This is a genomic window from Parapedobacter tibetensis, assembly GCF_024704835.1.
GTDB classification, from domain to species: Bacteria; Bacteroidota; Bacteroidia; order Sphingobacteriales; family Sphingobacteriaceae; genus Parapedobacter; species Parapedobacter tibetensis.
On the sequence record NZ_JAMXBE010000015.1, the window covers coordinates 109,400 to 124,213 of the forward strand.

The following is a 14,814-nucleotide window of genomic DNA, read 5'->3' on the forward strand; positions in this document are numbered from 1 at the left end:
TGATATACCTGGCGTTCAATGACCTTGAACAGGTTTCAGCCAACTTTAAGGTTTGTTGAACAGGCTATTATTGTCCGTTGTATGCTATCCTCTCAACGGTGATGCCATTATCCACAGTGATATTGCAAAACGATACCATGACATTTAAAACAACATATTTCGCTATAAAAACGGGAATAGGATTGCTAGCCTTTATCCTTCTTTGCAACAATATTTTGGCGCAAACAACCACCATCAAGGGGGTAATCAAGGATAAGAACAGTAAAGAGACGCTGCCATATGTTTCAGTGGCCATTGTCGGTGGCCTAGTGGGAAGCGGCACATCAGCGGACGAAGATGGACGATACCAAATTACCGTATCTGGCAATCTTACCACGCTGCGTTTTAGCTACATTGGTTATCTACCCATAGACACGACCATCACACCGGGGCAAGACCAAACCATTGACATTGCTATGGAGGTAGATGCTACCATGATGGAAGAAGTGGTGATATCCGGTAGGCGTCGCTATCGAAACCGCGACAATCCCGCCGTACAGCTCATACGCAAGGTCATCGAGCATAAAGAAGAGAACCAGCTCGAAGCACAGGAATATGTGCAATATGAGCAGTATGAGAAGGTATCATTTGCATTAAGCAATTTGTCCGAAAAATTCAAGAATAGGCGTATTTTCAAGAACTACCAATTTTTGTTTAATGAGCAGGATTCCAGCACGCTGGGAGGGAAATATACCCTGCCCGCTTATATGCATGAAAAATTATCGCAGATTTATTTCAGAAAAAGTCCGCAGAAGCGCAAGCAATATATATTGGCAGAAAAACGGGCAGAATTTGATTCAAAATTCATCGACAACGATGGGTTGACCGAATATTTCAATCGCCTATATGAAGACATCAATATCTACGACAACAACATTTCCTTGTTGACCAATCTCCTATTGAGTCCAATCGCCAATAGTTCGCCCACGTTTTATAAATTTTTCATCACGGATACCATCAAGACCAATGACCCCTGGCTAGTAGAATTGAGTTTTGTGCCGCGAAACAAAACAGACCTCCTGTTTACCGGCAAGCTCTATGTCACCCTCGATGGGAATTATGCGGTGCAGGAGGCGTACTTCACGGTAGCCGAGGATATTAACCTCAATTTTGTGCGGGATATGGAAGTAACACTGGAATTTGAAAAGGATCCAAATGGCCGGTATTATCTTGACAAGAGTGTCTTAGCCATGGAATTCGGACTTGGGGAAAAAGGAGGTGGCGTATACGGGAGACGGATGGTCAACTACAAGGACTTCCAGGTGGACATCAAACAACCGGATAGCATATACGATGGTCCAGCCGAGGAAATTGCCTATAAAGAAGAAGAGGTCCAGCAAGAAGCATATTGGAGGGGAGCTAGGCATATTCCCCTTGAAAAAAAAGAAGACGACATATATAAGAACATAGACACCTTGCAGACCATTCGGTCGTTCAGGCGGTTTATGGATATCAGCACCGTGCTAATTGCCGGCTATAAGTCATTCGGACCCGTGGAGGTAGGACCCGTGAATACGTTTTATAGTTTCAATCCCGTTGAAGGATTCAGGTTGCGTATTGGGGGGCGCACTACCTCGGAAATGAGCAAGCGGTTTTATGCGGAGACGTATGCGGCTTATGGATTCAATGATGAAAAGTGGAAATATTTCCTTAGCGGTACTTATTCCTTAAACAATAAGTCCATTTATACATTCCCCCAGCATTACCTGCGAGCAAGCTATCAAAAGGACACGAAGATACCGGGCCAAGACCTCCAGTTCGTACAGGAAGACAATTTTCTCCTGTCATTCAAACGGGGCGATAATTATCGTTGGTTATACAATGATATCTATCGGTTGGAATACCTTCATGAACTCGCCAATAATTTTTCTTACGGATTGGAACTTACCAAATGGAGGCAACAACCCGCAGGTATACTCACCTACCAGCTAGAGGAACAGGGCAACTTACGAAATTATTCCGAATTGAATACAACAGAGATCTCCCTCAGGTTGAGATACGCACCCAACGAACAATTCTATCAAGGAAAAGCTTACCGGGTACCTATCTTTAACAAATATCCCATCCTTACCCTCAACTATACGGCAGGGCTGAAGGGCTTCCTCGATGGAGAGTACGACTACCACAACGTATCCGCAGGTATATTTAAACGGGTATACTTATCGCAGTTGGGTTATGCAGATGTCAATTTGGAAGGCACATATATTTTTGGCGATGGGTTACCTTTCCCGCTGCTATCCATCCACCGGGCCAACCAAACATATGCCTACCAGCTCAATGCATACAACCTGATGAATTTTTTGGAGTTTGTCAGCGATCATCATGCAGCGGTGAATGTACAGTACTATATGAACGGGTTCCTGTTCAACAAAATCCCACTGTTGAAACGCCTGAAATTACGAGAAGTATTTAGCTTCAAAGGGATATGGGGTGCCTTGCGCGCTAAAAACAATCCCGCACACAACAATGAGGTATTTCAGTTTCAGCAAAATGAGGACGGCATTCCTATTTCCTATACGCTCCACCGTGGACCTTATATTGAAGCCAGCGCAGGAGTGGCTAATGTTTTTAAGTTTCTGCGGATTGATGCGGTCAGGAGATTTACATACCTGAATAATCCCGATGTCCCCAAATGGGGGATTAGAGCGCGGTTTAAATTTGATTTTTAATTCATGCAAACACAACGTCACAACTCATGGAATATGCAATTATAGCAGCAGGTGAAGGCTCCAGGCTCAAAATGGATGGTGTCGACCATCCAAAACCAATGGTGACCTTGCAAGGTGTCAAGCTGATTGACCTGTTGATCAGGCAATTCATCGAGGCTAGCGCCTCAGCCATTCATATCATCATTAACGAACAATCACCGGAACTCGACAAGCACCTTGCCTTAGCTAAATTTCCCGTACCGGTAGATGTCATCCGCAAGACCACACCTAGTTCACTACATAGTTTTCATGAACTGCTGCTGCAACACCCTACTTTACACGAATGTTGCCTCGCGACCACAGACACTGTGTTCCTTGCCGGGGAATTCAAACGGTTCATTGAGGCTTTTCAGACAAATCCAGCAATTGATGCCATGATGGCTGTGACCACTTATATAGATGACGAAAGCCCATTGTATGTGTCCGTGGATGCCGAAAATACCATCCATGCATTTTCAGGAATCCCTATTGGTAATCCTGAATACGTATCTGGAGGTATTTATTGCCTGCGGAGGAACGCTATTGATAGCGTACACAGCGCCTTAAACAAGGGAATGTCGCGCATGCGCAATTTCCAGCAGCACTTAATTGATCAAGGACTTGCTGTAGCTGCATTCCCGTTCAGTAAAATCATTGATATCGATCATTTAAAGGACATCAAAACAGCAGAAAGCTTCCTAATGGAACACCAGCATAAGGCCCTTTTTGAAACAACACATGGAAAATAAAGCAATAGGCATCAGGCGTGAGAGTCAGTTTTCGCCCAATCATATCGGCAATGACCGCATCATTTTCGATTTAGTCACTGCAGGACTGATATCCCATGGGATAGATATAATGGTATACGACGAGCATGCATTCCTGACGGAAAAAAGCATAGAGCATGACCATATATTCACCATGGGGCGCAACAAAGCATTAGTTAATCAATTGAAGGTCTATGAAGAACAAGGCAAAAAAATATTCAATTCCGGATTTGGCATTGAAAAATGTTACCGGATTAATATGGTTACAGGACTCATCAATGGCGGCGTCCCTTACCCTAAGAGTATCATCACGGCTACGGGGACTGATATAGCGCAAGCATATGAGCTGCTGGATAGCCAGGGTGTGTGGATTAAACGAGGCGATTTCCATGCCATACACAGGGAAGACGTTTCCTTTGTTTCTTCACGGGAGGAAGCACAGCATATCGTGAATGAATACGCATTTCGTGGGATACAAAGCGCCGTATTATCTGAGCACCTTGCCGGGGACCTCGTTAAATTTTACGGTGTCCGTGATACGGATTTCTTCCATTGGTTTTATCCATATGATCATAACCACCATAAATACGCACTTTATGAAGACATCAATGGCAAGTCTGCCCATTACCCATTCAATACGTCTGACCTTCAGAAAACAGCGGAAACCGCCGCAAAGCTATTGGAAGTCTTTATTTATGGCGGGGATGCCATCATCGATAGGAATGGCAACTTCCATATCATTGACCTCAATGACTGGCCCAGCTTTGCACCATGCCGGGAAGAGGCAACGGCCGCAATTACACAATTATTGCTGAAAAAATTCGCGGATAACCAACCTAGTACAATGCTAAAACAGTAGTTATGGAAGACACATTGATGGATATAAAAGAAAAGCAGGCCCAATCGTTTGAAAACTCCCTGAAATCAAACGATACGGAAGAACGGATTGACATTTGGTTTTATCGCCCGGTGGGCTATCGCATAGCCTTAGGTTGTGCAAAAATCGGCATCACACCTAATGCCGTTACTATCATCAGCATCTTTTTCGGGGTTGCAGCAGGCATCTTGTTTTATTTTCCCACGCTTTGGGTTAATGTGATAGGAATGCTCCTGCTTGTTTTTGCTAATGCATTGGACAGCGCTGACGGTCAATTGGCAAGGATCACAAACACCAAGAGCCGTCTCGGCCGCATCCTGGATGGGTTTGCGGGAGATTTCTGGTTTGCTTCCATCCATATTGCGCTTTGCCTTCGATTAATGGATCAAGGCTGGTCGGCGCTGATATGGATACCGGGCATATTGGCCGGGGTATCGCATGTTTTCCAATCTGCAATGGCCGACTACTATCGCAATGTCCACCTTTATTTTATCAAAGGCAAGGCAGGCAGTGAACTGGATAATAGCAAGGACTTGCAACAGGAATATGATAAACTGACCTGGTCGGGCAATTTCTTCAATAAATTCGTACTGAATGGATATCTTGGATATACCCGCTTACAGGAAAGGCTATCTCCTTACTTGCAACAATTACTCCGCCTTATCAAAAATCGCTACCAAGAAGAGCTCCCTACCACGTTGGTCACCGGATTCCGAGCAATGAACAAACCGTTGATGAAATATACGAACATCGTACAGTTCAATACACGGGTACTTTTTCTTTTCCTGTGGATTTTTATCGACCAAGTCTGGATTTATTTCCTCTTCGATATTTTCATACTCAATCCCATACTTATTTACATGTGCAGGAGGCAGGAAAAAGTAAGCAAGCATTTTTACGAACAATTAATAACAACCTCCACTGACAATGAACACGAAGGCATATAAAATAATATTTTTCACCATCGGGGTGGGTACATTGGCCTATATGCTATATACTTTGGGCTTGAATGAAATATGGCTCAATATCAAGAAAACGAGGGAGTGGTTTATTCCCATTATCGCCAGCTGGCTGGTCATCTATATGATGAATGCACTTGCTTTCAAGGCAATTATCCATGAGCCTCGACAGCCAGCTACTCACTTGCCGTTCTTCACTGTACTACGGTTGACCATCAGCGGCTATGCCATTAACTACATCACTCCGTTTGTAGCGCTTGGCGGCGAGCCGTATCGTATCATAGAACTCAAACCTATATTGGGCACTGCCAAGGCTTCTTCTTCCGTGGTACTTTACAGTTTAATGCACATGTTTTCGCATGTGGTCTTTTGGTTGTTATCTATCCTACTGATATTGTTCGTTGTGCCACTCAGCCCGCTGATGGTAGCATTTTGTGTCGCCATGTTTGTGGTGGGCGGACTATTGTGTTGGTGGTTTTCAAAAGTGTACAGACATGGGTTTACGATAAGCCTTGCGGCCTTGTTGGGAAGAGTTCCATTGTTGGGTGGCAAGGTGCAGCGGTTTGCGGCACATAAACGTGAAATGCTTGAAGAGATCGACGAGCATATCAAGCAACTTTATAGCCAACGTAGGCCAACGTTTTACCGCTCACTGTTATGGGAATTCGGTGCCCGCATGGTGGGTTGCGCTGAAATATACTTCACGGCCAAAGCCCTCAGCTTGGGAATGACAATGGGCGAGGCGCTCATTGTCAGTTCGGCATCATCCCTGTTTGCTAATTTGGTTTTTTTCTTTCCCATGCAATTGGGCACACGGGAAGGGGGACTGGCCCTGGCCTTGAAAAGCATCGGGATGCCCATGAGCGCTGGCATCTTCATCGGCATCATTACGCGCATCCGTGAAATGGTATGGATAGCTATTGGGTTGGCCATGATGGGTCCCTCAAAGAAAAAAGGAAATCCCAAGCCGCTTACCTTGGAATTGGAAAATGGAATATAACCGCAAACGATTATGATAAAAGGACTTATTTTTGACTATGGAGGCACCCTGGATACCAATGGATGCCATTGGGCATCCATTTTTTGGGATATATACCAAAAGCACCATATCCAAGTAAATAAACGTCTCTACGCAAAGGCCTATGCCTACGGTGAAAAAGCGTTGGCTACCGCACCCATCATCAAACCAAACCACACGTTCTTGGATTTGCTCGTCCTCAAATTGGAACAGCAATTCGATTTCCTTGCAACCAATGGTATCGCCGTGGAGCACAAAAAGCTGGAAGAAATTGCAATAACATGTGAAGACATAGCCCGTAATACCACCCACATAGCCGAAGGAGTTTTAAACAAGTTATCAGTACACTATCCATTGGCCCTCGTGTCAAACTTTTACGGAAATCTCAATACGGTTTTGACGGATTTCGGCATTCGCCCCTATTTCAAGGGCATCATCGAATCGGCTGTTGTAGGCGTACGTAAACCTGATCCTGAAATCTATCATATGGGCGTGGAGCTATTAGGGTTAGCTGCGCATCAATGTGTTGTCATCGGCGATTCCTATACTAAAGACATGCTGCCCGCCAAGCGTGCTGGCTGCAAAACCATTTGGCTCAATGTGGAGGGATGGCAAGAATCCGGGATTGATGAATTTGAAATCGTGGATAAGGAGATTGACAGCCTTGATAAACTACATCGTGTACTCCAAAACTGGACTGAATAATATGGAACCTCTGAAATACGATATCTGCTGCATCGGACATGTGACCAAGGACCGGGTTATCACGCCAAATGCATCTGCGCATATGCCCGGTGGTACCGCCCATTATTTTTCGAATGCATTGGCGCAATTGGATGTGACCTTTTCATTGATTACTTCACTGGCAACGCATGACCGCTTTCTGCTTGATGATACAAGCCAACGGGTACCCTCAATTACGATTATACCGACTAAGCGTACACACTATTTCGAAAACCGCTATTCGGACAATCCCGACCACCGAACACAGCGTGTACTCAGCCAGAGCGATCCGTTTTATTTGAGCGCCCTACCCGATCTGGAAGCGTCGATATACCATTTCGGTCCTTTGCTTGCCCAAGACATCCCCGTCGATATGATAAAGGCCGCATCTGAAAAAGGAATCGTATCTTTGGATATTCAAGGATATCTCCGGGAAGTAAGGGCGGGCAAAGTCTACTATACCGACTGGAAGGATAAATACGATGTGTTGCCCTATATAGACATCCTTAAAGCCAACTATGAAGAGGCACGAATACTTACCGGTAGGAAGAAACTCAAGGACAGCATGAAGGCCCTTGCAGACTGGGGGGTAAAAGAAGCAATTATCACGTTGGGGAGTAACGGATCCATTATTTATTCCAACGGAATATACCATTGCATACCCGCCTACTCGCCCCAGAACGCCTTGGATGCCACCGGGTGTGGAGATACCTATATGGCGGGTTACCTGTACCAGAAGATCAAAGGAGCAAGCATCCAGGAAGCCGGAGTATTCGGAGCGGCTATGGCTACCCTGAAAATTGACCGATATGGTCCTTTTATCGGAAATGAGAACGATGTAAAGGCCGTAATCGGCAAGGCACAAACAATAGCACACTCCAGTCATGTATTGCTATGATGCGATTGATTTTTATACAGATATTTTTCAGTTTGCTGATATCACTCATGTGTTTTTCGGCGCAAGCGAGCACGGCTTACTTTCCGCTATCCTGCCTAAGTGATACGTTGGAACGCAATGCATTTCCAACACCCAAAGACATAAAAAACCTGTTATTTTATATCCAACGCGACCCCAATACCAATACCGTTTGCTACACGCTCAATGTCGATGAAAAAGGATACGTAAATAGCCCCAGTCCGGTCAATGCCTTTTGGATACGTTACCCAGAAGGAGGCCAACATAAATCGCTTAATTTTATCCAACGTACCTTTGCGTACGGAATAGAGGTGAAAACAAAATCATCGGACCAATACGAACTGCGTTCGGTGGCATACGACAAGATGGCGCTTTACCTAAGAAAAGACAAACAGGGCGATTACCACATATATACCCAAATCAATCATAAAGAATGCATACTTCATCGCATTTTCATCCGTATTGATGGAGGCTCGATGTGGTCGCCCAATGTGCTGTATATTGAGCTGAGCGGTACGGATACAACCACCGGAAAAGACAGTATAGAACGGATAAAAATTTCGTGAACCATGGCAAAGAAAAATTATGTTTCAAATTCCACGGAATCATCCAGGATGTTTGAGAATGATTTCCTGGAATCGCTCACTAAAGTACATTTCAGTATACCATTGCTCATCTATATCCCAGTAATTATCTACTTCTCGTGGAAATCACTTGGCCCCGGGGAAATGGACATCATCATATTCATCGGCTACTTTCTCTTAGGGCTTTTCATTTGGACGCTCTCAAAATACATCCTGCACCGGTTTGTGTTCCATTTCAAGCCGAAGGGGAAGATCATGGAACGGATTCATTTTATTTTTCACGGTGTACACCATGATTATCCGAAAGACCGGCTTAGACTAGTAATGCCTCCATCAGCTAGTATACCCATGGCAATCATCATCTACTTTTTTTTCCGATTGTTTTTTGACCCCAGCTCCTTGGGCGCCTTCTTCCCGGGCTTTATCATGGGGTATCTTTTTTATGACATGAATCATTATGCTATCCATCATGCCAATTTCAAAAGCGGTATTTGGAAAAAGATAAAGCAACACCACATGTTGCACTATTACTCCGAACCCGAAAAAGGATTTGGAGTAAGTTCTGCTTTATGGGATAAAGTATTCGGATCCGATTTTAAACAGCAAAAGAAAAAAACGAAACCGAATGTTGACTAAATTAACTTAAGAAATACTGACATGGAATCAGGGTATTCACTTCATCAAATTGAGCAATTACTGACAGAAAGCCTTCGCGAACACGAAATAGCGGTGATTAAATTGAGCAACAACGAACATACCCACCAGCCATTTGATGAATCCATCTGTAGCATTCTTGAACATAAATCAGATCTCTTCTTTATCGCGTTGGTGCTTGAAGGTGAAGCCACGTTGAACGTCAACTTTCAGCAATATACGTTTAGCAAAAATGACATGATTATTGCGCTATCCGATGCTGCCAAACGCTTGCGGTCTATCAAAAGTACAGCGGTTATCCAGTTGGTGGTATTCAATTCGGGACTACCGCTCAAACTCAACACTCCCGAATATTTTCTGGACTATGCCCAATATTATTTTTCATCTGAATTCAAACCCATCTGGAATCTCTCCCATGAGGAGGCCGACAACCTAAAAATGGTGATTAATCAATTACAGCGGTATATCACTGTTGCAAACAAGAAACTCTTCGGGAAGAATCTTTTAAACGGCATGTTCAACGTATTTCTATATGAACTGGGTTCCCTAGCCGCAAGTTATGCCCCGCCCCTGCTCGTCCAATCCTCACGCAAAAAGCAGCTGTTTCTCAATTTCTACCGGATGGCTAAAAAAAATTTCAAACAGTATCGCAAAATATCGTTTTACGCTGGGCGATTATTTGTCACGCCAAAATACTTGTCTGAGATTGTCAAAGAATATAGTGGAAATACAGCAGGACAGTTGATTGATTCCTTCGTGATAAGGGAAGCAAGGTCTTTATTGGCAATGCCGGATTTAACCATCTCTCAGGTTGCTGATATACTGCATTTCAGCGATTCATCTTTTTTTGGAAAGTATTTCAAACGGCATACAGGAGTATCTCCAAAAGGTTACCGGGAACAAAAAGGACAGATTACTTTATTAATACCTAATGATGAGTTATTAAGCTCCAAAGCCTGATAACGATGACAAATTCAAATTAGCCGAAGACGTAAGATGATGTGTAGGAATAATTAGCACGAAAGAAGCTGAAATTCACTGCAATAAAAATTATTTATCAATGAATTGTAATTTATTGGTCATTATTCTCGTCTACTTAAAATAATGTTGGTTGGGTGGTGGAAATATTCCATATATTTGACTTATTAAATTAAAAAGTCAAAGAGTCTGTTAGTTAGATTTAACAATTTGGCAGCTATGCAAACAAGAGGAATTTTATTGAATTACGAAGGCACCATTGACACGAATGGGCAACATTGGGGGGCCATACTTTGGCATAAGTTCCAAAAACACATCATCGGCCTGGACAAATCATTGTTCAACAGGGCATACGCCTATTCAGAGAACGTTTTAGCATCGGATGAAGTCATTAAACCTACCCATGTTTTCTTAGACGTGCTCGTCCATAAGATTACTCAACAATTCGATTATTTATCGGAGCAGGGATATAGCTTGGATTATGCGAAGGTGCATACCATTGCAAGGGAATGCAATAATTTGGCACTCCGTACATTAAGAAAAACTAAGAACATTTTGGAAAGCTTATCCAGCACGTTTCCCATCGTATTGGTATCCAATTTTTATGGCAACCTCAACGCTGTTCTTTCTGAATTTGGCATTAAACAGTATTTCGCTGATGTAGTGGAATCAGGTACCTCTAACATGAATTTCAATACGGAGATTTACGAAAAAGGGGTCAGCCGTTTAGGATATCCACCGGAAGAATGTGTGGCTGTTGGCGATTCATATAACAGGGATATTTTACCGTCAAAGGCAGTAGGTTGCAAGACCATCTGGCTCAATGTGATGGGCTGGGAAGAATGGGGGATTGATGAGCTGGAAATATCTGATGCCGAAATCGGGGATTTTAGCCAATTGCCTGGATTGCTGGAAAACTGGCAAGCACAGCCAACTGTTGTCAGTCTGTAAAAGGACCAATTCTAATAGGTACTTAAACTCAAAAACTCATTGACATCTGAGCAAAAATATGCATATTGGCGCGTCGAAACACGCCTAATATATGCAAGTAAAAAAATATTCCGGTGAACTGGTTGAATTTGACATAAACCGTTTAAAGGGCTCCCTATCCAAATCCGGTGCCTCATCCGATGTGGTGGATGACGTATGGGAAACGATGAAACCATTCCTCTACGAGGGGATGACCACCCGCGACCTCTATAAACTAGCTTTCCGGTTGCTGAAAAGAGAATCCAATTCTTTCGCTGCCCGTTATAGTTTGAAACGAGCACTCCGCGATCTCGGGCCCGCTGGCTATTTTTTCGAAAAATGGGTAGCCAAGCTTTTTGAGCACGTACATTACAATACCGTCACCAGTCAAATGCTTACAGGCAACTCTGTAACCCATGAAGTGGATGTAGTGGCGCAAAAAGATGATGAGTTATTATTAGTAGAATGCAAATTCCGGAATACGGAAGATGCCAAAATCACAGTTACCACACCTATGTATTTCTTATCGCGGGTGAATGATTTTGAAGGTCTCGAATTTACCTTTTTCGACAAGCGAATACATTTCACAGCTGGCTGGTTGGTCACCAACGCCTATATGACCACGGATTCCATCCGCTTTTCCCAGTATTATGGTATCAACCTCCTTGCTTGGAACTATCCCAGTGAAAGCAGCATCAAACGCCGTGTGGATAATGCAGGCCTATATCCCATCACCTGTCTTACCACTATTGTGAAAGCTGAGAAGGATAAACTCTTGGCTCAGGGATGCATATTGGTAAAAGATATTCTCGATGACAATACGCAATTGGATTCACTGGGTTGTGCTCCAAGGAAGAAAAAAAGAATTATACAAGAAGCAACTGAATTGGTTAATGACACAAGTAATAGAACAGCATGAGTAACGCATTTTACAATGAGGAAAGGAAGTTCCTAAATGGAGCACGTGCCCGATGGAAAGAATTCAAATACGTAGGTGGGGTGGTGATGCAATTCCTCAAAGGATTCAGAAACCTGCATTTCATTGGCCCGTGCGTTACCGTGTTTGGTTCGGCACGTTTCAAGGAAGACCATCCATATTATGAATTGGCCCGTGAAGTATCGGCTGAAATCGCCAAACTCGGTTTCACGGTCATGACTGGAGGCGGCCCGGGCATTATGGAGGCTGCCAACCGCGGAGCCAAGGAGGCCGGCGGACTATCCGTGGGATGCAACATCCTGCTTCCTCATGAACAAAAACATAACCCCTACCTCGACCGGTATGTCACGATGGAATACTTCTTCGTCCGTAAGGAACTCCTTCGTAAATACTCGTTTGCGTTTGTGGTACTACCGGGTGGTTTCGGAACATTGGATGAGTTTTTTGAAACGCTCACACTCATTCAGACAGGAAAAATCGACCGGTTTCCCATCGTGGTGATGGGTGTGGGGTACCATCAGGAAATCATTGCTCATGTACAGCGTATGATGGACGAGGAAACCATTAGTCCTGACGACATGGACCTTTTACTCTTTACCGATTCCGTGGAAGAAGTGATGGCCCATATCCGTAAACATGCCGAAGGCTCGCCCAGCGTCAAGCTCGAACCACCACGCAAAGCCAGCTGGCTATTAGGCGAACGGAAACTGAAAAGAGCATGACGATGGCTATCGTATAATCTCTTGCTGCTTCGCGGGAGTCTTCATATTACGTTCTTTATTCCAGCCCAAGGTTAAATTCTTTCCTCAACATATCGAGCGCTGGATTCTTTGCTGCCATGGCCTGATATTTCTCCTGCGCCGTGTACGGTTTGCGCGCAACGTCTTTGGCTAGTTGTATAGGTATAATATCTATGGAAAAATTACGGAGTTTCCTCCGTAATTCATTGAGGATATCGATCTTGGAAGTGCTCAACAAATCTTGCTGAATAGGATTCTCTACCACTACCCCAATCTGAAAATCTGGCAACAATTGAGGAGCATTGGCTGTCATCAGGGTAAACAGGTTGATTTTGTTTCCCGCTTTCAATTGATTGGCAAATGCATGCCATTCCCTTAGTAAATCATCGTGGCTAAACGGTTCACGTTCTTCTCCATTCAATAATTTGGGTTCGTCCGGTTCCGTATCTTCCTGCTTTTCATCAAAAATCTTATTCAAATCGGGAATGACATTGCCCAGTTTCACCTCACCCCATGAGCGGGTTTTGGGTTTATCCGCAGTTGTGAGCACTGGCGATGACACCGCTTCAATGGGCGCCGTTTCCCGCTCTTCATGTTTTATCGGATTGTTGATTATATGTTCACTAGGGGTTGCGGCAATTGCTACAATTGCCGATTCATTAGGCTTTTTTTTTTCCACCTGCCCCTGTACGGGCTCAGCGATTCCGTGTTTTGCCAATTGTACGGCAGCAGCAATGTGGCACATTTTCAGCAGCGCCAATTCCACTTGTAGACGTTGGTTCTTACTTGTGCGGTAGTTGATTTCACATTGGTTGGCGATATTGAGTGCCGAGAGCAGCAGACCAGCCGAAACCTCTTGCGATTGCTGCAGGTAACGTTGACGGATGGTGTCGCTCGTATCTAGCAATTTCAGCGTGGCTGGTTCTTTCGCCACCAACAAATCGCGGAAGTGTGCCCCTAGCCCGCCAATGAAATGGTTGCCATCAAACCCATGAGCCAACAGTTCATCAAGGATAAGCAAGGCCGATGCTGAATCTTCATTGATAATGGCGTCTGTAAGCCGGAAATAATAATCATAGTCAAGAATATTGAGGTTGTCGATAACCGCTTGGTAGTTTACCGCCTTATTGGAAAAACTCACGATCTGGTCAAACATGGACAGCGCATCGCGCAACCCTCCATCGGCTTTCTGCGCAATGATATGTAACCCATCGGCATCATGGGCCACCCCTTCTTTCGTAGCGATGGCAGCCAAGTGGCTAGCCATATCCGCTACCTTGATGCGGTTGAAATCAAAAATCTGACACCGAGAAAGGATGGTGGGCAGGATTTTATGCTTTTCTGTGGTCGCCAAGATGAATATCGCATAGGAAGGAGGTTCCTCAAGCGTCTTCAGGAATGCGTTGAACGCTTGCTGTGACAGCATGTGCACCTCATCGATGATGTATATCTTATACTTGCCAGTCTGGGGCGGTATGCGCACTTGATCAATCAGGTTACGGATATCGTCCACTGAATTATTAGACGCCGCATCCAGCTCATGGATGCTGAAGGAATTGCCATTTTGGAACGATTTGCAGCTGTCGCATTGCCCGCAGGCCTCTATATGATCCGTAAGATGCTCGCAATTGATGGTCTTGGCCAAAATACGGGCACAAGTGGTTTTCCCCACGCCACGGGGACCGCAGAACAAGAACGCCTGGGCAAGCTGCTTGTTTTTAATGGCGTTTTTGAGGGTAACGGTGATATGCTGCTGGCCAACCACCGTATCAAACGTGGCTGGGCGGTATTTACGAGCCGAAACGATAAAATTGTCCATCGGTACGAAGATAGGGATTTCATTCGTAAATCAATCGTTGCGCAGCGCAAACGCATTTAAAAAGTTTCAAGCAAAGCGGAATATAAGTCCTGCCCTTGAACGGAATTAGTGATCAATAATTTTTAGGAAGGTACAGGTTGTATTCAC

Annotated in this window: 14 protein-coding genes; 13 read left to right on the top strand and 1 reads right to left on the bottom strand. The window is 44.3% G+C overall.

Annotation, left to right across the window (positions count from 1 at the left end; translation table 11 throughout):
* Nucleotides 1-137: 137 nt before the first annotated feature.
* The 13 genes from NF543_RS20435 to NF543_RS20495 all read left to right on the top strand — a co-directional run bounded on the left by NF543_RS20435 (nucleotide 138) and on the right by NF543_RS20495 (nucleotide 12,830).
* The gene (locus NF543_RS20435) at nucleotides 138-2,708 is read left to right on the top strand and encodes a DUF5686 and carboxypeptidase-like regulatory domain-containing protein (protein WP_257670054.1); all 2,571 of its coding nucleotides are present in this window, start codon (nucleotides 138-140) and stop codon (nucleotides 2,706-2,708) included.
* Nucleotides 2,709-2,734: 26 nt separating this feature from the next.
* Nucleotides 2,735-3,475: a sugar phosphate nucleotidyltransferase gene (locus NF543_RS20440; RefSeq protein WP_257670055.1), complete on the top strand. Its 741-nt coding sequence runs from the start codon at nucleotides 2,735-2,737 to the stop codon at nucleotides 3,473-3,475.
* Nucleotides 3,465-4,352: an ATP-grasp domain-containing protein gene (locus NF543_RS20445; protein ID WP_257670056.1), complete on the top strand. Its 888-nt coding sequence runs from the start codon at nucleotides 3,465-3,467 to the stop codon at nucleotides 4,350-4,352. Before NF543_RS20440 ends, NF543_RS20445 begins: the two co-directional genes overlap by 11 nt.
* Before the next feature lie 2 nt (nucleotides 4,353-4,354).
* Nucleotides 4,355-5,317 carry a CDP-alcohol phosphatidyltransferase family protein gene (locus NF543_RS20450; RefSeq protein ID WP_257670057.1) on the top strand — a complete coding sequence of 321 codons (963 nt, stop codon included), beginning with the start codon at nucleotides 4,355-4,357 and terminating at the stop codon, nucleotides 5,315-5,317.
* Nucleotides 5,298-6,329 carry a lysylphosphatidylglycerol synthase transmembrane domain-containing protein gene (locus NF543_RS20455; RefSeq protein ID WP_257670058.1) on the top strand — a complete coding sequence of 344 codons (1,032 nt, stop codon included), beginning with the start codon at nucleotides 5,298-5,300 and terminating at the stop codon, nucleotides 6,327-6,329. Before NF543_RS20450 ends, NF543_RS20455 begins: the two co-directional genes overlap by 20 nt.
* Nucleotides 6,330-6,341: 12 nt before the next feature.
* Nucleotides 6,342-7,052 carry an HAD family hydrolase gene (locus NF543_RS20460; protein WP_257670059.1) on the top strand — a complete coding sequence of 237 codons (711 nt, stop codon included), beginning with the start codon at nucleotides 6,342-6,344 and terminating at the stop codon, nucleotides 7,050-7,052.
* A 1-nt stretch (nucleotide 7,053) separates the two neighbouring features.
* Entirely contained in the window at nucleotides 7,054-7,968 is a 915-nt protein-coding gene (locus NF543_RS20465; RefSeq protein ID WP_257670060.1) for a PfkB family carbohydrate kinase, read from the top strand.
* Nucleotides 7,965-8,552, top strand: coding sequence for a DUF4833 domain-containing protein (locus NF543_RS20470; RefSeq protein WP_257670061.1), 588 nt, complete (start codon nucleotides 7,965-7,967; stop codon nucleotides 8,550-8,552). Before NF543_RS20465 ends, NF543_RS20470 begins: the two co-directional genes overlap by 4 nt.
* Nucleotides 8,553-8,555: 3 nt before the next feature.
* Complete coding sequence (locus NF543_RS20475; RefSeq protein ID WP_257670062.1) at nucleotides 8,556-9,206, top strand: sterol desaturase family protein; 651 nt, start codon at nucleotides 8,556-8,558, stop codon at nucleotides 9,204-9,206.
* Between the two features lie 21 nt (nucleotides 9,207-9,227).
* Nucleotides 9,228-10,184 carry a helix-turn-helix domain-containing protein gene (locus tag NF543_RS20480; RefSeq protein ID WP_257670063.1) on the top strand — a complete coding sequence of 319 codons (957 nt, stop codon included), beginning with the start codon at nucleotides 9,228-9,230 and terminating at the stop codon, nucleotides 10,182-10,184.
* 237 nt (nucleotides 10,185-10,421) lie between these two features.
* The gene (locus tag NF543_RS20485; RefSeq protein ID WP_257670064.1) at nucleotides 10,422-11,153 is read left to right on the top strand and encodes an HAD family hydrolase; all 732 of its coding nucleotides are present in this window, start codon (nucleotides 10,422-10,424) and stop codon (nucleotides 11,151-11,153) included.
* A gap of 91 nt (nucleotides 11,154-11,244) precedes the next feature.
* Nucleotides 11,245-12,090 (top strand): restriction endonuclease, encoded by an 846-nt coding sequence (locus NF543_RS20490; RefSeq protein WP_257670065.1) that lies wholly within the window; start codon nucleotides 11,245-11,247, stop codon nucleotides 12,088-12,090.
* Entirely contained in the window at nucleotides 12,087-12,830 is a 744-nt protein-coding gene (locus NF543_RS20495; RefSeq protein WP_257670066.1) for an LOG family protein, read from the top strand. The genes NF543_RS20490 and NF543_RS20495 overlap by 4 nt, the downstream gene beginning before the upstream one ends.
* A 55-nt stretch (nucleotides 12,831-12,885) precedes the next feature.
* Here the strand turns inward: NF543_RS20495 and NF543_RS20500 are convergent, their stop codons facing one another.
* Nucleotides 12,886-14,667 carry a DNA polymerase III subunit gamma/tau gene (locus NF543_RS20500; RefSeq protein WP_257670067.1) on the bottom strand — a complete coding sequence of 594 codons (1,782 nt, stop codon included), beginning with the start codon at nucleotides 14,665-14,667 and terminating at the stop codon, nucleotides 12,886-12,888.
* Between the last annotated feature and the right edge of the window lie 147 nt (nucleotides 14,668-14,814).